Here is an 18,327-nt window from a genome sequence, read left to right as displayed (position 1 = left end):
TTGCCCCCGATGGCGGTCGATCAGTATCGGTTGTGCTGACTGACCCACCGCCATCGGAAGCCAGCCCCCTCCCACTTTGGTTTTGTGCGGGCCTTGAAATGCGCTTAACTCGTCACAAACTATTGTTTTGCAAAGCACCCGCAATCACAGCTTACCGATAGCCCGGCGCTCTGCTAAAATGCGCCGCCTTATCCGTCTGTAGGCTGCACCGTGCCATTTACCTGGGTTGATTGGGCGATCGTCGCAATCGTCGCCATCTCCGCTTTGATCAGTCTAAGCCGCGGCTTCGTAAAAGAAGCACTGTCGTTGCTGACCTGGATCATTGCAGGAGTCGTCGCCTGGATGTTCGGCGGTTCGCTGTCGGTCTACTTGAGCGGGTACATCGAGACACCTTCGGCTCGCGTCATCGCGGGCTGCGCCATCATGTTCATCGCCACGCTGCTGGTGGGAGCAATGGTCAATTATCTTATTGGCGAGTTGATACGTGTCACCGGCCTCTCCGGGACCGATCGATTTCTCGGCATGGCCTTCGGCGCTGCGCGTGGCGCGTTGCTGGTGGTCGTGGCGGTCGGGCTGTTGAGCCTGGGGCCAGTACAGCAGGATTCGTGGTGGCAGGAGTCGGTACTCGTGCCAAAATTTCTATTGGTTGCAGATTGGTCCAAGAACCTCATTTTGGGGTGGAGCAGTCAGTGGCTGGCCAGCGGGATCAGCATACCCGCTGATCTTCCGTTCAAGGAGCACCTCTTACCGGCCAAAACGCCTCAGTAAGCAGTGTTCAGTCAAGATTCATTAAGTAGGGGTTGCGTCGCATGTGTGGCATCGTCGGTATCGTCGGTAAGTCGAACGTCAATCAGGCGCTGTATGACGCGCTAACCGTCCTCCAGCACCGCGGCCAGGACGCTGCCGGTATTGTGACCAGCCACGACGGCCGGTTATTCCTGCGCAAGGACAATGGTCTGGTACGTGACGTGTTCCATCAGCGTCACATGCAGCGCCTCGTCGGGCACATGGGCATTGGCCATGTGCGTTACCCGACTGCCGGTAGCTCGACCTCGGCCGAAGCTCAACCGTTTTACGTCAACTCGCCTTACGGCATCACCCTGGCGCATAACGGTAACCTGACCAACGTTGAACAGCTGGCCAAGGAGATTTACGAATCTGACCTGCGCCACGTCAACACCAACTCTGACTCGGAAGTGCTGCTCAACGTGTTCGCGCACGAGCTGGCCCAGCGCGGCAAGCTGCAGCCGACCGAAGAAGATGTGTTCGCCGCCGTCACCGACGTGCATAACCGTTGCGTCGGTGGTTACGCGGTAGTGGCGATGGTCACCGGTTATGGCATCGTCGGTTTCCGTGACCCGCACGGCATCCGTCCGATCGTGTTCGGTCAGCGTCACACCGATGAAGGCGTCGAGTACATGATCGCCTCCGAAAGCGTGTCCCTGGACGTGCTGGGCTTCACCCTGATCCGCGACCTGGCGCCGGGCGAAGCGGTGTACATCACCGAAGATGGCAAGTTGCACACCCGCCAGTGCGCTGTTGCGCCGAAACTCACCCCGTGCATCTTCGAACACGTCTACCTGGCGCGTCCGGATTCGATCATCGACGGCGTTTCGGTGTACAAGGCGCGCCTGCGCATGGGCGAGAAGCTGGCCGACAAGATCCTGCGCGAGCGCCCTCAGCACGATATCGACGTGGTGATCCCGATCCCGGACACCAGCCGTACCGCTGCGCTGGAGCTGGCCAACCACTTGGGCGTCAAGTTCCGTGAAGGCTTCGTCAAGAACCGCTACATCGGCCGCACGTTCATCATGCCTGGCCAGGCGGCGCGCAAGAAGTCGGTACGTCAGAAGCTCAACGCCATCGAACTGGAATTCCGCGGCAAGAATGTGATGCTGGTGGATGACTCCATCGTGCGTGGCACCACCTGCAAGCAGATCATCCAGATGGCCCGCGAAGCTGGCGCGAAGAACGTGTACTTCTGCTCCGCCGCGCCTGCCGTGCGTTACCCGAACGTGTACGGCATCGACATGCCGAGTGCCCACGAGCTGATCGCCCACAACCGCACGACCCAGGACGTAGCCGACCTGATCGGTGCCGATTGGCTGATCTATCAGGACCTTTCCGACCTGATCGAAGCGGTCGGCGGTGGCAAGATCAAGATCGAGCAGTTCGACTGCGCGGTGTTCGACGGCAAATACGTGACCGGTGATGTCGATGAGGCTTACCTGAACAAGATCGAGCAGGCGCGTAACGACTCGTCGAAGATCAAGACCCAGGCGGTCAGTGCGATCATCGATCTGTACAACAATTGAGTAAACACCGGCCCTGAGGGGCCGGTTTTGTATCTTAAACAAAGCATTGAGTAAGGAGTCGCAGCATGAGTCAGGAATGGGATGCCGGTCGGTTGGACAGCGACCTCGATGGCGTAGCTTTCGATACCCTGGCTGTGCGCGCCGGTCAGCACCGCACGCCGGAAGGCGAGCACGGTGATCCGATGTTCTTCACCTCCAGCTATGTGTTCCGCACCGCTGCCGACGCCGCTGCGCGTTTTGCCGGTGAAGTGCCGGGCAACGTCTATTCCCGTTACACCAACCCGACCGTGCGCGCGTTCGAAGAGCGTATCGCCGCACTGGAAGGCGCTGAGCAGGCGGTCGCCACGGCGACCGGCATGGCGGCGATCCTGGCGGTGGTCATGAGCTTGTGCAGCGCCGGCGACCATGTGCTGGTGTCACGCAGCGTGTTCGGTTCGACCATCAGCCTGTTTGAGAAGTATTTCAAGCGCTTCGGTATCGAAGTGGACTACGTGCCTTTGGCGGATCTTTCCGGCTGGGATGCGGCAATCAAAGCCAATACCAAGCTGCTGTTCGTCGAGTCGCCGTCCAACCCGCTGGCCGAGTTGGTAGACATCGCCGCGCTGTCGCAAGTCGCGCATGCCAAAGGCGCCATGCTGGTGGTCGACAACTGCTTCTGCACGCCGGCGTTGCAACAGCCGTTGAAGCTGGGTGCGGATGTTGTCGTGCATTCGGCGACCAAGTTCATCGACGGCCAAGGCCGTTGCATGGGCGGTGTGGTGGCGGGGCGTAGCGAGCAGATGAAAGAAGTGGTGGGTTTCCTGCGCACGGCCGGCCCGACCCTGAGCCCGTTCAATGCATGGATCTTCCTCAAGGGCCTGGAGACTCTCAGCCTGCGGATGAAAGCCCATTGTGCCAATGCCCAGGCCCTGGCCGAGTGGCTGGAGCAGCAGGACGGTATCGAGAAGGTTCACTACGCCGGCCTCAAGAGCCATCCGCAGCACGCATTGGCCCAGCGCCAGCAGCGCGGCTTCGGTGCGGTGGTGAGTTTTGAAGTGAAAGGCGGCAAAGAGGGCGCCTGGCGCTTTATCGACGCGACACGCCTGATCTCGATCACCGCCAACCTGGGTGACAGCAAGACCACCATTACCCATCCGAGCACAACGTCCCACGGCCGCCTGGCGCCGCAGGAGCGGGAAGCGGCGGGTATTCGCGACAGCCTGATCCGTGTTGCGGTGGGGCTTGAAGACGTCGCTGACTTGCAGGCTGATCTGGCCCGTGGGCTGGCGGCCTTGTGATCGAGTGGTCCATGGAGGCGGCTGCGGGCGGTAACGGCCGCGTCGCGCTGGTGACGGGCGCCGCCCGGGGCATTGGCCTGGGGATCGCGGCGTGGCTGATCAGCGAAGGCTGGCAGGTGGTGCTGGCTGACCTGGACCGCGAGCGCGGCTCCAAGGTGTCCAAGGTGCTCGGCGAGAACGCCTGGTTTATCACCATGGACGTGGCCGACGAGAAGCAAGTCGCCCAGGGCGTCGCTGAAGTGCTTGGGCAGTTCGGGCGCCTGGATGCGTTGGTGTGCAATGCGGCGGTGGCCGACCCGCGCAATATCACCCTTGAAAGCCTTGACCTGGCCTCCTGGAATCGCGTGCTGGCGGTGAACCTCAGCGGCCCGATGCTGTTGGCCAAGCACTGTGCGCCGTACCTGCGCGCCCATGGCGGTGCGATCGTCAACCTGGCCTCGACCCGGGCTCGGCAGTCGGAGCCGGACACCGAAGCCTACGCGGCGAGCAAGGGCGGCGTGCTGGCCCTGACACACGCCTTGGCGATGAGCCTTGGCCCGGAAGTGCGGGTCAACGCCGTCAGCCCTGGCTGGATCGATGCGCGTGATCCGGCAGCCCGTCGCGCAGAGCCGCTGACCGACGCCGACCACGCCCAGCATCCGACGGGCAGGGTTGGCACGGTGGAGGACGTGGCGGCGCTGGTGGCATGGCTGCTGTCGCGCCAGGCCGGGTTCGTCACCGGCCAGGAGTTTGTGGTGGACGGCGGCATGAGCAAGAAGATGATTTACAGCGAGTAGGGTGGATAGCCGTCTTGAAACTATTTTGTCTTTTTCAGAAAAACTTCAAGCAGGCTATTGACTTAGGTCCGCTATCTGCGTAAATTTCGCGGCCTCAACGAAGCAAAGGGTGATTAGCTCAGCTGGGAGAGCATCTGCCTTACAAGCAGAGGGTCGGCGGTTCGATCCCGTCATCACCCACCACTTCTTGAGAGTTTTGCCCTAGGGTAAGACGCAACGTTAAAGGTTGCACCGACGCGCAGCGGTAGTTCAGTCGGTTAGAATACCGGCCTGTCACGCCGGGGGTCGCGGGTTCGAGTCCCGTCCGCTGCGCCATATTTTCCAGGTTCGATTCGTCGGGCTTGAGGTTGAACAGCCAAGGCTGATCAGCCAGATGTTTAAAGACGGTCGAGGGTTTACGCTCGGCCGGTCAAGCGATACGCAGCGGTAGTTCAGTCGGTTAGAATACCGGCCTGTCACGCCGGGGGTCGCGGGTTCGAGTCCCGTCCGCTGCGCCATATCTGCTTCAAGGCCCACTGAACGCCTTGCAGCACAAAGAAAGCCGTTGGCTGCCTTTGACCCGATAGCAAAGACCCTGGTCGAAAGACCGGGGTTTTTTGTGTCTGCGATTCAGCATTGATCAGCGCGTGTCGGCAAGCTACCTCAGCCTCTGTGGACGCAAGCTTGCCTGTGATGGCGTCGGCTGAGTGCGCCGTGCCAGCATCCCAGGCAAGCCTTCCCATCAGAACCCCAGCTTATCCCGTAGCCCGTAATACCAGGCGCCCATCGCGGCAAACGGCGTGCGCAGCAGTTGCCCGCCGGGGAACGGGTAGTGCGGCAGGTCGGCAAACGCGTCAAAACGCTCTGCCTGGCCTCGAAGGGCCTCTGCCAGTACCTTGCCCGCCAGGTGCGTGTACGTCACGCCGTGGCCGCTGCAGCCTTGGGAGTAATAGATGTTGTCGCCCAGGCGACCGACTTGCGGCAAGCGCGACAGGGTCAGCAGGAAATTGCCGGTCCAGGCGTAGTCAATCTTCACATCCTTGAGTTGCGGGAAGGCCTTGAGCATCTTCGGGCGGATGATTGCTTCGATATTGGCCGGGTCTCGCGCGCCATAGACCACGCCACCGCCGAAGATCAGGCGTTTGTCACTGGTCAGGCGGTAGTAGTCGAGCAGGTAATTGCAATCTTCGACGCAGTAGTCCTGTGGCAATAGCGTTTTGGCCAGTTCGTCCCCCAGCGGTGCGGTGGTGATCACCTGCGTGCCGCACGGCATCGATTTGGCCGCCAATTCCGGCACAAGGTTCCCCAGGTAGGCATTGCCGGCGACGATGATGAACTTCGCCCTGACCTTGCCCTCGGCGGTGTGTACTACTGGGGTGGCGCCGCGCTCGATGCGCAATGCGGCTGACTGCTCATAAATCGTGCCGCCGAGGGACTCTACGGCTGCTGCTTCGCCCAGCGCCAGGTTGAGCGGGTGGATATGTCCGCCGCTCATGTCCAGCAGGCCGCCGACGTAATTGTCACAGGCCACCACCTCGCGGATGCGCCGCTCGTCCAGCAACTCCAGCTGCGTATGGCCATAACGCTCCCACAAGCGCTTCTGCGACTCCAGGTGACCCATGTGCTTGCTGTTCAGCGCGGCGAATACTCCACCGTCCTTCAGATCGCACTGAATCTGGTACTTGGCGATCCGCTCACGAATGATCCTGCCGCCCTCGAACGCCATCTGTCCCAGCAACTGCGCCTGCTTCGGCCCGACGCTGCGCTCGATCACATCGATATCGCGGCTGTAGCTGTTGACGATCTGCCCGCCGTTGCGGCCAGACGCGCCAAACCCTACCTTGGCCGCCTCCAGGACTGTCACGCGAAAACCGTTCTCCAGCAGAAACAGCGCGCTGGAGAGCCCGGTGTAGCCAGCACCGATCACGCACACATCGGTTTCGACTTCACCTTGCAGCACTGGGCGAGGCGGAGCCGCATTCGCCGACGCGGCGTAATACGACTGGGGGTAGGGGGTGTTCGCCATCCTGGAACCTCTGTTTTATATTTTTTACGAGTGCCCCGATCCTACCTGAGTTGAAAATCGCGTGCCAGCCGCCCGAAAAATACGGGTGTACGGGCCGAAAATAAAAAATTCGCATATTCATAGGGTTAGCTGCAAAAAAGATGTTGACAGCCCTCCGGAATTCCGTAGAATGCCGCCTCACAGCAGGCACGTAGCTCAGTTGGTTAGAGCACCACCTTGACATGGTGGGGGTCGTTGGTTCGAGTCCAATCGCGCCTACCAAACAAAATCCGCTCTGCTGGGCGGTCTGGAAGGGCTCACCGAAAGGTGAGCCCTTTTTTGTTGTCTGAAATTTGGGCGTCGTTTTGCCACGCCCCGTTCGCGGCGGACGGTGAAGCGGGCGATCAGAAGAAAAGCTGAGCCACCGCTAGCAGACAGATGATCTGGACGAACATCTGGCCGAGAATTTCGCCATTGAACGTTTCCATATGCGTTTGTCCGGCGTACATAGTGGCTAGCCTCTTTGTCGGCAATCTTGCCCTGAACGATGCACAGAACGTGCGGTTGCTTTGTTGAGTGTAGTGGCTGAATGAGAATCTTCACGCCGGGCCGACACAAGGCGATCACCCCCCCCACGGTTTGTCGGTCTGCAGCAACAATTCTCCCGCCTTGGAAAAAACCACTCGAAACACGTCGCCCCGCCCTGGGCTCTGCCGCTGTAGCGCCGGGGATGCGTCGCGTGAGCGCTGTTGGCGTTTACAAGCGTCGAGGTGATCCGTAGATTGCCTCGAGTCTATTTTTGTCGTCGCCTGCGAGGAAGCCACACCGTGTCCATCCCCGGTTCAGCCGTATTTGCCCAGCGTTATCGCGCCTTCCTGTTCGATATGGATGGCACCTTGCTCAACTCCATTGCGGCTGCCGAACGGGTGTGGAGTATCTGGGCTGAACGTCATGGCCTGGATGTGGCGGCGTTCCTGACCACCATTCATGGCGCGCGGGCGATCGATACGATCAGGCGTCAGGCGTTGCCTGGGGTCGATCCTGAGGCTGAGGCGCAATGGATCACCGAGGCCGAGCTGAATGATGTCGAGGGTGTCGTGGCGATTCCCGGTGCCGTTGCGTTCTTGAATGATGTGCCCAGCGATCAATGGGCGTTGGTGACGTCCGCCCCCAGGGAGTTGGCGCTACGGCGCCTACAGGCGGCGGGCATCAGTCCGCCGGCGGTGTGGGTGACGGCCGAGGATGTCGCCAACGGCAAGCCGGATCCCGCCTGCTATAGGCTGGGTGCGCAACGTCTGGGTGTCGCGGCCCAGGACTGCCTGGTATTCGAAGATGCGACGGTGGGGATCCGAGCGGGGGAGGCGGCGGGCGCGGATGTGATGGTCGTGACCTCGACGCACCTGACACCCATGGTGACTGCGCATGCCTGGATCGACGGGTATGAGCAGTTTCAGGTGCGGCGCGACGCTGAAGGCCTGCTGCGCGTCGAGCGCCGAATGGAGTGAGAGGGAAAGGGCGCGCGTTCTATCGGCCGTGGCCTTCTTCACACGTGCCTGGGGCGCCGGGCGTGTGCAAAGGATAATTTTTCACGCCCTGGCGCGACAGCACCATCTCTCTGAGTATCTCATTGGCAAGTCGGGCAATCGCTTCTTCGCCGCGATAGTGTGCGCGCACGATGCCGGTGATTGCGAAGTGGTCGGTGTTCGGGCCGCTGAGAATGGCTGAGAGGGTGCCGTCAGCATGTAATGTGCAGACGACCTTATAGCTGGGCAAGCGCGATGCCAGTGCAGATTCGATTTGGGATTTGCTCAGGGTGTCCATCTGCTTCAACGCCTTTCAGCCGACCGTGCAAGGCCAAGCATAGGTGCTGCTGCAGGGCTGTAAATACCGGCGATCTGATAGCCAGGCATCAGCCGTCAGTGGGTAGTTCTCCGGTGTTCGCCGGGAGCTGCGCGCTGGCACATTTTGCGCTGGACGGTTTTCTGGATCGGCTTGAGGCAGAACACAAACAGGTAGCCGCCGAGCAACAGCGTCAAGTCCAGCCATGACGGCACATCGGTGACGTAGATATCTTTGATTTCGAACCTCAAGCCGCATTCCAATCCTGCAAAGACGAGCCCGATGAACAGGGCGATCATCCAGGAACGGGCGGCAAAAGGTCGCTTCGTGCTAGGCCTCATCGATGTGCTCCTGAGTGCACTCGTATGGCGGAAGAGGTTCTCACGAGGTTCGGCTGCAAATCATGTAACAAGTTCCGGGCGTAATGACAGTTTCATCTTTTTAGCGACGATGAAGGGACCGGATACGCTGAACGCGAAAAGAACGCGAGCAGGCCAATAGGGTTTTCGCCAGCCGTGACCGTGAACGAAAAGGCTGGCTACTGAAGGCGCTTCAAGGCGTCTGGTTTTTGTCCGGCGCCGTCAGGCCGGCCTGGATGCGCTGGTAGATTTCCTCGCGATGCACGGCAACATCCTTCGGTGCATTGATGCCGATTCGTACTTGCTGGCCGCTGACGCCCAGGATGGTGATCGTAATGTCATCACCGATGTTTATGCTTTCACCAACTTTACGGGTGAGTATCAGCATGGACTTCTCCTTGATTACTTTTAAGGACACATGTTTCAGACAGGGCAGGTGTCGGATGTGTGTAGCTTACTGCTAAGCGCTTCCCTGTGACTGCCTCTTTTAGGACGCATAGAGGCGACATTAATTCCCATGGCGTCATCATACAGGTCTGCGATACATGATTCGCATTGTTTAACCCAACGTTTATGACGGCCAGAATAGACAGTGGATGATAAAGTTGCCTCTTTATCCTTAAAGGAGCAGGGCAGTGCGTAAAGTAGCGATGGCAATGGCGGTGTTGGCATTGGCCGGTTGCGGTGAAGGCAAGCGTGTCGAAGAGCCCAGGGCCAAGCCCGCCGTGACTGAAAGCCAGCCGCAAACCGGTGCGATTGCCGCTCAGGAGTGGGACCTGCGCGTGGGTCCGCCGGATCACAAGCTGCAGGCGATCACCGACCTGACCGCCTGGTTGCTGGAGCATGGTTTCAATTTTTATATCGTGAAGGAAGACGGCAAGGATGTGGTGCTGTTGGGGCCATTCCAAACCAGGGCCGAGGCTGAAGCCAAACAGGCCTTGCTGACGGAAAAACTTGCCCGTGCCAAGAAAAACGACACCGAGTCGCAGATCATCGAACACAAGGTCGCGCAGTAACCGGCCGATTGGGCGGAAAAATACCGATTTTTCCCGCTCGGTTTCAGTTGCAGGCTTTCAGATTCACCGGGCCGACGAACTCGTTGCCGCGCCCCATCACGCAGGCTACCGTCTGATTGCGTTGGCGCTCCCAGGTCTGCACCGGATAGGTCTTGTTCCAGGCTTCGTACAGTTGGCGATCCTGTTTCGACAGGCGCAAGCCGTATTGTTTACTCATGTAAAAATACGTCCGTGCGATCATCCCGCGAATGGACGGACGCGGCATGACCTTCTTGGCCTTGAAGTCGACCTGGGTCAGGCATGAACCGTACTGCCCGCTTTGCACCGGCAGCCAGCCAAAACTGAAGTTGTTCCGGTCGCCATTGACCTCGCCGATGCTCGGCACGAGGTTGTGCAGGTCGGCTTCGGCGCGTTTGAACACGTCGTCATACCGCGTACAGTTCTTGCGCCCGCCATTCTGCCAGCACTGGCGCTGATGCCCGATCTGCCAGGCCGGCACGATATGTTCCCACTCGATGCGCGCGGCGCGGCTGGCGTTTTTGCGTGGGATGTAGCCGCAGGCTTTCAGGTCTACGCGGTTGCCCGTGTATTTGCAGCCGCAATAGAACTCGGTGGATTGTGGTGCGTAGAGCTTCCAGGCGATTTTCTTGGCTTCGCTGAACGTTCGGGGCGCTTGGGCGTGGGCGGCGATGGCAAAAAACAGGCACAAAAACACAGCAGTAAAACGGACACTCATTGAATCAATCTTCCTTCGGCACAACCCAGAAAATCTGCACGCCACCGTCGTCCCGGTAGGCGAGTGTGACGTTGTCGTTCTCCGCAATTTCCTCCAGCAGACGTTGCCATTCGTCCTCCGGTTCATCCGGCAGGCGGAAGATCAAGGCTGCCTTGGCTTTCTGGGCGTTGGTCGAATTGATGATCTTTTGCACACGAAGGGCCAGGCGTTCGTAAGCATCAGGCGGGGTTGGCGCTGCGGAAGAGGACTTTGCCACGGAGTATTCCTTAGTAAGCTGTACGTGCATACAGTATTTAACTGTAGGCGATTTCGCAACTGCTTAAAATTCAACAAGCTCGTCTGACAGTGATTCAAGCGAATTGATGTAGGGCGGGGAGATATGTAGCGAGGGTTTTGCGGGGAAGCAGGGGCGGGCGAATCCGCCCCTGCACAGGTGTTACCAGGAATCAGTATTCCCAGAACATCCGTTGCAGCTCTTTGCTGTCCTGGGTCTTGGTCAGGCCAACCATTGCCAGAATCCGCGCTTTCTGTGGGTTCAGGTCGTGGGCAGCCACCCAGTCGTACTTGTCGTCAGGCTGTTCGGCGTTGCGCAGCACGAAACCGCCGGCATTCACGTGGGACGAGCGAATGATCTGCACGCCTTGCTTGCGCAGTTCCTGCAGGGCCGGGACGACCTTGGAGGACACCGAACCGTTGCCGGTGCCTGCAAAGATGATGGCTTTGGCGCCGGCCTGGGCCAGGGCTTTGGCGGCAGTGTCGCTTACGTTGCCGTAGCCGTAGGCAATTTCGACGTCGGGCAGGCTCTTGATGGTCTTGATGTCGAACTCGGAGTCCATGGTGTGACGCTTGGCCGGCAGGCGGAACCAGTAGGATTTGCCTTCAACCACCATGCCCAACGGGCCCCATGGGCTCTTGAACGCTTCGGTCTTGATGTTGACCATCTTGCTCACGTCGCGACCCGACTGGATCTCGTCGTTCATGGTCACCAGCACGCCCTTGCCGCGGGCATCCTTGCTGCCGGCGACGGCGACGGCGTTGTACAGGTTGAGCATGCCGTCTGCCGACATGGCGGTACCTGGGCGCATCGAGCCGACAACAATGATGGGTTTGTCGGTTTTTTCCACCAGGTTCAGGAAGTAAGCGGTTTCTTCCAGGGTATCGGTGCCGTGGGTGATCACGATGCCGTCGACGTCCTTGCTGTCAGCCAGTTCGGCGACGCGGCGACCCAATTGCAGCAGGTTTTCGTTATTGATGCTTTCGGAGGCAATTTGCATGACTTGCTCGCCGCGCACATTGGCGATCTGGCTAAGCTCGGGAACACCGGCGATCAATTGCTCGATGCCGACTTTGGCTGCCTGGTAGGTGGCGCTGTTAGCGGTGCTGGCGCCGGCGCCGGCAATGGTGCCGCCGGTGGCGAGGATCACCACGTTGGAGAGTTTGGCTTTGGTTTCGACTTCTTTTGCCTGAGCGGCAACGGGGAACAGCAGCAGGAGGGCGAGTGCGCCCGGAACAAAGGTCTTCAGTGCAGATTTCATTATTTTTCTCTCTGGTTTTTGATGAGTGCGGTAGCAAGTTCATCTAGAGCGCTCGGGCGGTTCTGAACGCCTCGAGGTGCAGGAAGGGAGCAGGATTTGTACCAGCCTGAACGCCTCTGTGTTTATTATCTAAAGTATTGATTTAAAACAAATTAAATTTATCTTTAAGAAGGTTTGTCCATGCACTTGTCCGGCTTTCCGAACAAAGCGTGGGTGTTGCGTTCGGTTGTCCGAAGATAATGACGGGATAGTCGCCGGAGGCGTATGACATCGGCGGCACTGCCTGTCGTTTTAGAGAACGATCCGGCGACGGTGATGTTTAATAACCCCGCGAGACAGGCTGGAACGCAGGCGCTAGAGGGCTTGGGTGGAGGGCGGTTTTCTTCCGTTGACAAATCCTGGCAAGGTTCTCATAGTTTGTTTAACGCAAACGTTTGCGAGATGTTTCGCGGGTACGCCCTGAACGTCTTGAAAGCTCGTATCAGTCGCCCGGGTGGGTGGGCTGCCGAAGTGTTCTTCGGTGCAAGCGTTGCTCCCAATAATCATAAGATCGGAGTGAACCCATGAAGCTGCCATTCGCTGGACGTCTTCTTGCTGTCGCTGTGCTTGCCGCCGCATCTGCTGCTCTGCCTCTCTCTTCTGCATTCGCCGCCGACACCGCCGCCAAACCCAAGGTCGGCCTGGTGATGAAATCCCTTGCCAATGAATTCTTCGTCACCATGCAAGAGGGCGCGAAGGACTACCAGAAGTCCCACGCCGCTGATTTCGACATGATCACCAACGGTATCAAGAACGAAACCGATACCAGCGCGCAGATCGATATCGTCAACCAGATGATCCTCGCCAAAGTGAACGCCATCGTCATCGCACCGGCTGACTCCAAGGCACTGGTCACCGTGCTGAAAAAAGCCTCCGATGCCGGCATCAAGGTCGTCAACATCGATAACCGCCTGGACCCGGGCGTGCTGAAAAGCAAAAACCTCGATATTCCCTTCGTCGGCCCGGACAACCGCAAAGGCTCCAAGCTGGTGGGTGATTACCTGGCCAAGCAACTGGCCGCGGGTGACAAGGTCGGCATCATCGAAGGCGTACCGACCACTACCAACGCGCAGCAGCGCACCGCAGGCTACAAGGATGCGATGGACGCGGCCGGCATGAAGATCGTCTCCACCCAATCGGGCAACTGGGAAATCGACCAGGGCCAGAAGGTCGCCTCTGCGATGCTGAGCGAATACCCCGACCTCAAGGCGCTGTTGGCCGGTAACGACAACATGGCCCTGGGCGCCGTCTCGGCCGTGCGTGCGGCAGGCAAAGCCGGCAAGGTTCTGGTCGTAGGCTACGACAACATCGCCGCGATCAAGCCGATGCTGCAGGACGGCCGTGTCCTGGCGACCGCCGACCAGGCCGCCGCACAGCAGGCCGTGTTCGGTATCCAGAACGCGCTCAAGCTGGTCAAGGGTGAGAAGGTCGACGCTCAAGACGGCGTGATCGAAACCCCGGTCGAACTCGTCCTCAAGAAGTAATCCCGGCTGCACCCAACAGCGTCCGCTCACCCTGAGCGGACGCCTGGAGATTTTCCTATGTCATCTTCCGCCCCGAACGCTGTCCTCTCGGTCAGCGGTATCGGTAAGACCTATGCCCAGCCGGTTCTGTCCGACATCACCTTGACGCTCAATCGCGGGGAAGTGCTGGCGCTGACCGGTGAAAACGGCGCAGGCAAAAGTACCTTGTCGAAGATTATCGGCGGGCTGGTCACACCGACCGCCGGGCACATGCAATTCAACGGTCAGGACTACCGCCCCGGCAGTCGCACCCAGGCCGAAGAGCTGGGCGTGCGGATGGTCATGCAGGAACTCAACCTGCTGCCGACGCTGACCGTGGCCGAAAACCTGTTCCTGGACAACTTGCCCAGCCACTGTGGCTGGATCAGCCGCAAGCAGCTGCGTAGCGCGGCGATCGAAGCGATGGCGCAGGTCGGCCTGGATGCGATTGACCCGGACACCCTGGTCGGCAGCCTGGGTATCGGCCATCAGCAAATGGTCGAGATCGCCCGCAACCTGATCGGCGACTGCCATGTGCTGATTCTCGACGAGCCCACGGCTATGTTGACCGCCCGTGAAGTCGAGATGCTGTTTGAGCAAATCACCCGCCTGCAGGCCCGGGGCGTGGCGATCATTTATATTTCACACCGGCTCGAAGAGTTGGCCCGTGTCGCCCAACGCATTGCAGTACTGCGTGACGGCAAACTGGTCTGCGTCGAGCCGATGGCCAATTACAACAGCGAGCAACTGGTGACCTTGATGGTCGGCCGCGAGCTGGGCGAGCACATTGACCTGGGGCCCCGTACCATCGGCGGCCCGGCCTTGACGGTGAAAGGGCTGACCCGTGCGGACAAGGTCCGCGACGTCTCCTTTGAAGTGCGTGCCGGCGAGATCTATGGCATCTCCGGCCTGATCGGCGCCGGCCGCACGGAATTGCTGCGCCTGATCTTCGGTGCCGACCTGGCCGACAGCGGCACCATTGCCCTGGGGTCGCCGGCCCAAGTGGTGAGCATTCGCTCGCCGGTCGACGCAGTGGGCCACGGCATCGCCCTGATCACCGAAGACCGCAAGGGCGAAGGCCTGCTGCTGACGCAATCCATCAGCGCGAATATCGCCTTGGGCAACATGCCGGAAATTTCCGGCGGCGGTGTGGTAAATAGTCGCGACGAAACCGCCCTGGCCAAGCGTCAGATCGATGCCATGCGTATCCGCAGTTCCAGTCCGGCGCAGTTGGTGTCCGAATTGTCCGGCGGTAATCAGCAGAAAGTCGTGATTGGCCGCTGGCTGGAGCGCGACTGCTCGGTGATGCTGTTCGATGAGCCGACCCGTGGCATCGACGTGGGGGCCAAGTTCGACATTTACGCCTTGCTCGGCGAGTTGACCCGCCAGGGCAAAGCGCTGGTGGTGGTGTCCAGCGACCTGCGCGAGCTGATGTTGATCTGTGACCGCATCGGCGTGCTGTCTGCCGGGCGGTTGATCGAGACCTTCGAGCGCGACCGCTGGACCCAGGATGAATTGCTTGCCGCCGCCTTCGCCGGCTATCAGAAACGTGACGCGCTGCTCAACGATACAGTGCTTAGGAATGCCCAATGAAAACAACAACTTCCCCCGGTAAAGCGGGCGGCAATTTTTACGGCCTGGGCACCTACCTGGGGCTGGCGGGTGCGTTGCTGGCGATGATTGCGCTGTTTTCGGTGCTCAGCGATCACTTCTTGTCCTACGACACCTTCAGCACCCTGGCCAACCAGATCCCGGACCTGATGGTGCTGGCGGTGGGCATGACCTTCATCCTGATCATCGGCGGTATCGACCTGTCGGTGGGCTCGGTGCTGGCCCTGGCGGCGTCGGCGGTCAGCGTGGCGATTCTCGGCTGGGGTTGGAGCGTGTTGCCGGCCGCCGTGCTCGGCATGGGCTGCGCCGCGCTGGCCGGCACCATCACCGGCTCGATCACCGTGGCCTGGCGGATTCCGTCGTTTATCGTGTCCCTTGGCGTACTGGAAATGGCACGCGGCGTGGCGTACCAGATGACCGGCTCGCGCACGGCTTATATCGGTGACTCCTTTGCCTGGCTGTCCAATCCGATCGCCTTCGGGATTTCGCCTTCGTTCATCATCGCTTTGCTGGTGATCGTCGTCGCCCAACTGGTGTTGACTCGCACGGTATTCGGCCGTTACTTGATCGGTATCGGTACCAATGAAGAAGCCGTGCGTCTGGCTGGGATCAATCCCAAACCTTACAAGATCCTGGTGTTCAGCCTGATGGGCCTGCTGGCGGGTGTTGCGGCGCTGTTCCAGATCTCGCGCCTGGAGGCGGCGGACCCGAACGCCGGGTCCGGCCTGGAACTGCAAGTGATCGCGGCCGTGGTGATCGGCGGCACCAGCCTGATGGGCGGGCGCGGCTCGGTGATCAGTACGTTCTTCGGTGTGTTGATTATTTCGGTATTGGCGGCTGGCCTGGCGCAGATCGGTGCCACCGAACCCACCAAGCGCATCATCACCGGGGCCGTGATTGTGATTGCCGTGGTCCTCGATACCTACCGCAGTCAACGCGCCAGTCGGCGGGGCTGAACCATGGCGACGATTAAGGATGTGGCAGCACTTGCAGGTATTTCCTACACCACCGTGTCGCATGTGGTGAACAAGACGCGCCCGGTCAGCGAGCCGGTGCGCCTCAAGGTGGAAGCGGCGATCAAGCAACTGGACTATGTGCCCAGCGCCGTGGCGCGTTCGCTCAAGGCCAAGACCACCGCCACCATCGGCCTGCTTGTGCCCAACAGCCTCAACCCGTATTTCGCCGAGCTGGCCCGGGGGATCGAGGATTACTGCGAGCGTAATGGCTATTGCGTGATCCTCTGCAACTCCGACGACAACGCCGAAAAGCAACGCAGCTATTTGCGAGTGTTGCTGGAGAAGCGCGTCGATGGCTTGATCGTGACCTCGGTGGGCGGCGACGACAGCGGCCTGGCCGCGGGCTTGAGCGCGGTCCGCACGCCCATGGTGATTGTCGACCGGGCGTTGGACGGTATTGATGTCGACCTGGTGCGTATAGATCACGAGCAGGGCGCCTACCTGGCGACCCGGCATTTACTTGAACTGGGCCATCGGGACATCGCCTGCATCGGCGGCCCTGGCCATACCCGTGTGGCACAAATGCGTCTGGCGGGGTATCACCGCGCTTTGCGCGAGGCGGGTATCGACGTTGCCGCCAATCGCACCCTGGAAAGCGACTTCACCAGCACCGGCGGTTATGCCGCGGCAGTGAAGTTGCTGTCGGAAAACCCGCCGAGCGCGATTTTCGCCAGTAACGACATGATCGGTTTCGGCGTGTTGCGTGCGGCAGCCGAGCGCAACATCCGCGTGCCGAGCGAATTGTCGGTGATCGGCTTCGATGACATCCAAATGAGCCGCTACGTGTACCCGGCGCTGACCACGGTCGGGCAGTCGATCGTGCAATTGGGCGAGACGGCGGCCGAGTTGTTACTGCGACGAATTGCGACCCCCCAACTGCCGATCGATCAACGCATCGTGACGCCGAGTATTGTCTTGCGTGAGTCGACGGCGCCACTTGCCGGTGTGTTCGCCCAATACCGCTGAACCGAATTGATGAGTACTGATGTATGCCAGCAAAAGTAGTGGTAGTAGGCAGCTTGAACATGGACCTGGTCACCCGCGCCAGCCGGTTGCCGCGCGCCGGTGAAACCCTGATCGGCCAATCGTTTTCCACCGTCCCCGGTGGCAAGGGCGCGAACCAGGCCGTCGCATCGGCGCGGCTGGGGGCTGAGGTGGCGATGATCGGCTGCGTCGGCTCTGACGCCTACGGCGTCCAATTGCGCGATGCGTTGCTGGTCGAAGGCATCGATTGCCAGGCTGTGAGCCGTGTCGACGGTTCCAGCGGTGTGGCGTTGATTGTGGTGGACGACAGCAGCCAGAACGCGATCGTGATCGTTGCCGGCAGTAACGGTGAGCTGACGCCCGCTTCGTTGCAGGCGGCTGATGCGGTGTTGCAGGCCGCCGACGTAATCGTCTGTCAGCTTGAAGTGCCGCTGGAGACCGTCGGGTATGCGCTCAAGCGCGGGCGTGAACTGGGCAAGACGGTGATCCTCAATCCGGCCCCGGCCAGCAGTCCTTTGCCGGCGCAGTGGTATGCCTCGATCGATTACCTGATCCCCAACGAAAGCGAAGCCACCGCCCTGAGCGGCGTGACGGTGGACTCCCTGGACAGCGCCAAGCTCGCCGCGGCGCAGTTGATCAAGGCCGGCGCCGCTAAAGTGATCATCACCCTCGGCGCTCAGGGCGCGCTGTTCAGCGATGGCAACCGTGTTGAGCACCTGGCGGCGCCCAACGTCAAGGCGGTGGACACCACGGCTGCCGGCGACACGTTCGTCGGCGGTTTTGCCGCAGCGCTGGCCCATGGCAAAAGCGAAGCCGAGGCGATTCGTTTTGGTCAGGTGGCGGCCGCGCTGTCAGTCACCCGCGCCGGCGCGCAACCCTCTATTCCTACGCTGCACGACGTTCAAGGTTTTGTGCCCTCATGAAAAAGACACCGCTGCTCAATATCGCCCTGTCACGCCTGATCGCCTCCCTCGGGCATAGCGACATCCTGGTTATCGGTGATGCGGGCCTGCCCGTGCCGCCGGGCGTCGAGTTGATCGACTTGGCCCTGACCCAGGGCATTCCCGACTTCATCAGCACCTTGCGCATTGTGCTCAGCGAAATGCAGGTGGAAAGCCACGTGCTGGCCGAAGAAATCCTGCTCAAGCAACCGCCGGCGCTCAGCGCGCTCAATGCCCTGACCGACCAGGCGGCGCTCGGCGAGCGGCGTCTGCTCAGTCATGACGCATTCAAGCAACTGAGCCGCAGCGCGCGTGCCATTGTCCGCACGGGCGAGTGCCAGCCTTATTGCAATATCGCACTGGTGTCCGGCGTCACGTTCTAGAGTTCCCCAACGAC

At 60.3% G+C, this 18,327-nt stretch carries 19 protein-coding genes and 4 tRNA genes; 16 read left to right on the top strand and 7 right to left on the bottom strand.

What is annotated here, in order from left to right; genetic code table 11:
• Positions 1–210: 210 nt before the first annotated feature.
• The 7 genes from TU80_RS25520 to TU80_RS25490 all read left to right on the top strand — a co-directional run bounded on the left by TU80_RS25520 (position 211) and on the right by TU80_RS25490 (position 4,865).
• Positions 211–768 (top strand): CvpA family protein, encoded by a 558-nt coding sequence (locus TU80_RS25520; protein WP_057005681.1) that lies wholly within the window; start codon positions 211–213, stop codon positions 766–768.
• A gap of 41 nt (positions 769–809) precedes the next feature.
• Positions 810–2,315, top strand: coding sequence for an amidophosphoribosyltransferase (gene purF, locus TU80_RS25515; protein ID WP_017847690.1), 1,506 nt, complete (start codon positions 810–812; stop codon positions 2,313–2,315).
• A gap of 65 nt (positions 2,316–2,380) precedes the next feature.
• A complete protein-coding gene (locus TU80_RS25510; RefSeq protein ID WP_057005680.1) occupies positions 2,381–3,592 on the top strand; it encodes an O-succinylhomoserine sulfhydrylase in 1,212 nt (403 codons plus the stop codon).
• An 11-nt stretch (positions 3,593–3,603) separates the two neighbouring features.
• Positions 3,604–4,368 (top strand): SDR family oxidoreductase, encoded by a 765-nt coding sequence (locus TU80_RS25505; protein ID WP_017847688.1) that lies wholly within the window; start codon positions 3,604–3,606, stop codon positions 4,366–4,368.
• 107 nt (positions 4,369–4,475) lie between these two features.
• Positions 4,476–4,551, top strand: a tRNA-Val gene (locus tag TU80_RS25500).
• Between the two features lie 55 nt (positions 4,552–4,606).
• Positions 4,607–4,683, top strand: a tRNA-Asp gene (locus tag TU80_RS25495).
• A gap of 105 nt (positions 4,684–4,788) precedes the next feature.
• A tRNA-Asp gene (locus TU80_RS25490) sits at positions 4,789–4,865 on the top strand.
• 224 nt (positions 4,866–5,089) lie between these two features.
• On the opposite strand, the gene TU80_RS25485 is transcribed toward TU80_RS25490, so the two are convergent.
• Positions 5,090–6,373: an NAD(P)/FAD-dependent oxidoreductase gene (locus TU80_RS25485; RefSeq protein ID WP_057005679.1), complete on the bottom strand. Its 1,284-nt coding sequence runs from the start codon at positions 6,371–6,373 to the stop codon at positions 5,090–5,092.
• Between the two features lie 184 nt (positions 6,374–6,557).
• On the opposite strand from TU80_RS25485, the gene TU80_RS25480 reads away from it, so the two are divergent.
• Positions 6,558–6,634: transfer RNA gene (locus TU80_RS25480), tRNA-Val, on the top strand.
• 545 nt (positions 6,635–7,179) lie between these two features.
• On the top strand, positions 7,180–7,857 hold the full coding sequence (locus tag TU80_RS25475) for an HAD family hydrolase (RefSeq protein WP_057005678.1): 678 nt from the start codon (positions 7,180–7,182) through the stop codon (positions 7,855–7,857).
• Between the two features lie 19 nt (positions 7,858–7,876).
• Here the strand turns inward: TU80_RS25475 and TU80_RS25470 are convergent, their stop codons facing one another.
• From TU80_RS25470 to csrA, 3 genes are all read right to left on the bottom strand, one after another.
• On the bottom strand, positions 7,877–8,173 hold the full coding sequence (locus TU80_RS25470) for a hypothetical protein (RefSeq protein WP_017847684.1): 297 nt from the start codon (positions 8,171–8,173) through the stop codon (positions 7,877–7,879).
• Between the two features lie 95 nt (positions 8,174–8,268).
• Positions 8,269–8,532, bottom strand: a complete 264-nt coding sequence (locus tag TU80_RS25465; RefSeq protein ID WP_046382646.1) for a hypothetical protein — start codon at positions 8,530–8,532, stop codon at positions 8,269–8,271.
• 211 nt (positions 8,533–8,743) lie between these two features.
• Positions 8,744–8,938 (bottom strand): carbon storage regulator CsrA, encoded by a 195-nt coding sequence (gene csrA, locus TU80_RS25460; RefSeq protein WP_003192511.1) that lies wholly within the window; start codon positions 8,936–8,938, stop codon positions 8,744–8,746.
• 247 nt (positions 8,939–9,185) lie between these two features.
• Between csrA and TU80_RS25455 the strand changes: the two genes are divergently transcribed.
• Positions 9,186–9,566, top strand: coding sequence for a hypothetical protein (locus TU80_RS25455; RefSeq protein WP_026140121.1), 381 nt, complete (start codon positions 9,186–9,188; stop codon positions 9,564–9,566).
• Positions 9,567–9,609: 43 nt separating this feature from the next.
• Here the strand turns inward: TU80_RS25455 and TU80_RS25450 are convergent, their stop codons facing one another.
• The 3 genes from TU80_RS25450 to TU80_RS25440 all read right to left on the bottom strand — a co-directional run bounded on the left by TU80_RS25450 (position 9,610) and on the right by TU80_RS25440 (position 11,837).
• Positions 9,610–10,302 carry an endonuclease gene (locus TU80_RS25450; protein WP_057005677.1) on the bottom strand — a complete coding sequence of 231 codons (693 nt, stop codon included), beginning with the start codon at positions 10,300–10,302 and terminating at the stop codon, positions 9,610–9,612.
• Between the two features lie 4 nt (positions 10,303–10,306).
• A complete protein-coding gene (locus TU80_RS25445) occupies positions 10,307–10,558 on the bottom strand; it encodes a DUF1654 domain-containing protein (protein WP_017847680.1) in 252 nt (83 codons plus the stop codon).
• Between the two features lie 190 nt (positions 10,559–10,748).
• Positions 10,749–11,837, bottom strand: coding sequence for an asparaginase (locus TU80_RS25440; RefSeq protein WP_017847679.1), 1,089 nt, complete (start codon positions 11,835–11,837; stop codon positions 10,749–10,751).
• 563 nt (positions 11,838–12,400) lie between these two features.
• Between TU80_RS25440 and TU80_RS25435 the strand changes: the two genes are divergently transcribed.
• Genes TU80_RS25435 through rbsD form a run of 6 tightly spaced genes read left to right on the top strand, consistent with a single transcriptional unit; the run spans position 12,401 to position 18,313 of the window.
• Positions 12,401–13,360 (top strand): sugar ABC transporter substrate-binding protein, encoded by a 960-nt coding sequence (locus tag TU80_RS25435; RefSeq protein WP_026140120.1) that lies wholly within the window; start codon positions 12,401–12,403, stop codon positions 13,358–13,360.
• Between the two features lie 57 nt (positions 13,361–13,417).
• Positions 13,418–14,971: a sugar ABC transporter ATP-binding protein gene (locus TU80_RS25430; RefSeq protein WP_057005676.1), complete on the top strand. Its 1,554-nt coding sequence runs from the start codon at positions 13,418–13,420 to the stop codon at positions 14,969–14,971.
• Positions 14,968–15,945, top strand: coding sequence for an ABC transporter permease (locus tag TU80_RS25425; RefSeq protein ID WP_046382649.1), 978 nt, complete (start codon positions 14,968–14,970; stop codon positions 15,943–15,945). The genes TU80_RS25430 and TU80_RS25425 overlap by 4 nt, the downstream gene beginning before the upstream one ends.
• Before the next feature lie 3 nt (positions 15,946–15,948).
• On the top strand, positions 15,949–16,971 hold the full coding sequence (locus tag TU80_RS25420; protein ID WP_057005675.1) for a LacI family DNA-binding transcriptional regulator: 1,023 nt from the start codon (positions 15,949–15,951) through the stop codon (positions 16,969–16,971).
• A gap of 23 nt (positions 16,972–16,994) precedes the next feature.
• Positions 16,995–17,912 (top strand): ribokinase, encoded by a 918-nt coding sequence (gene rbsK / locus TU80_RS25415; RefSeq protein ID WP_057005674.1) that lies wholly within the window; start codon positions 16,995–16,997, stop codon positions 17,910–17,912.
• On the top strand, positions 17,909–18,313 hold the full coding sequence (gene rbsD, locus TU80_RS25410) for a D-ribose pyranase (RefSeq protein WP_057005673.1): 405 nt from the start codon (positions 17,909–17,911) through the stop codon (positions 18,311–18,313). The genes rbsK and rbsD overlap by 4 nt, the downstream gene beginning before the upstream one ends.
• The last annotated feature ends 14 nt before the right edge of the window (positions 18,314–18,327 follow it).

The sequence above is a fragment of the Pseudomonas veronii genome, from assembly GCF_001439695.1.
In the GTDB taxonomy this organism is placed as follows: Bacteria; Pseudomonadota; Gammaproteobacteria; order Pseudomonadales; family Pseudomonadaceae; genus Aquipseudomonas; species Aquipseudomonas veronii.
This window is presented reverse-complemented; position numbering and strand designations above follow the sequence as displayed.

Excerpts from the sequence above, each read along its gene's own strand:
- TU80_RS25450 (WP_057005677.1), bottom strand. The coding sequence starts at position 10,302 with ATGAGTGTCCGTTTTACTGCTGTGTTTTTGTGCCTGTTTTTTGCCATC.
- TU80_RS25430 (WP_057005676.1), top strand. The coding sequence starts at position 13,418 with ATGTCATCTTCCGCCCCGAACGCTGTCCTCTCGGTCAGCGGTATCGGT.
- TU80_RS25465 (WP_046382646.1), bottom strand. The coding sequence starts at position 8,532 with ATGAGGCCTAGCACGAAGCGACCTTTTGCCGCCCGTTCCTGGATGATC.
- TU80_RS25505 (WP_017847688.1), top strand. The coding sequence starts at position 3,604 with ATGGAGGCGGCTGCGGGCGGTAACGGCCGCGTCGCGCTGGTGACGGGC.
- rbsD (WP_057005673.1), top strand. The coding sequence starts at position 17,909 with ATGAAAAAGACACCGCTGCTCAATATCGCCCTGTCACGCCTGATCGCC.
- TU80_RS25420 (WP_057005675.1), top strand. The coding sequence starts at position 15,949 with ATGGCGACGATTAAGGATGTGGCAGCACTTGCAGGTATTTCCTACACC.
- TU80_RS25425 (WP_046382649.1), top strand. The coding sequence starts at position 14,968 with ATGAAAACAACAACTTCCCCCGGTAAAGCGGGCGGCAATTTTTACGGC.
- rbsK (WP_057005674.1), top strand. The coding sequence starts at position 16,995 with ATGCCAGCAAAAGTAGTGGTAGTAGGCAGCTTGAACATGGACCTGGTC.
- TU80_RS25440 (WP_017847679.1), bottom strand. The coding sequence starts at position 11,837 with ATGAAATCTGCACTGAAGACCTTTGTTCCGGGCGCACTCGCCCTCCTG.
- TU80_RS25435 (WP_026140120.1), top strand. The coding sequence starts at position 12,401 with ATGAAGCTGCCATTCGCTGGACGTCTTCTTGCTGTCGCTGTGCTTGCC.
- TU80_RS25510 (WP_057005680.1), top strand. The coding sequence starts at position 2,381 with ATGAGTCAGGAATGGGATGCCGGTCGGTTGGACAGCGACCTCGATGGC.
- purF (WP_017847690.1), top strand. The coding sequence starts at position 810 with ATGTGTGGCATCGTCGGTATCGTCGGTAAGTCGAACGTCAATCAGGCG.
- TU80_RS25470 (WP_017847684.1), bottom strand. The coding sequence starts at position 8,173 with ATGGACACCCTGAGCAAATCCCAAATCGAATCTGCACTGGCATCGCGC.
- TU80_RS25485 (WP_057005679.1), bottom strand. The coding sequence starts at position 6,373 with ATGGCGAACACCCCCTACCCCCAGTCGTATTACGCCGCGTCGGCGAAT.
- csrA (WP_003192511.1), bottom strand. The coding sequence starts at position 8,938 with ATGCTGATACTCACCCGTAAAGTTGGTGAAAGCATAAACATCGGTGAT.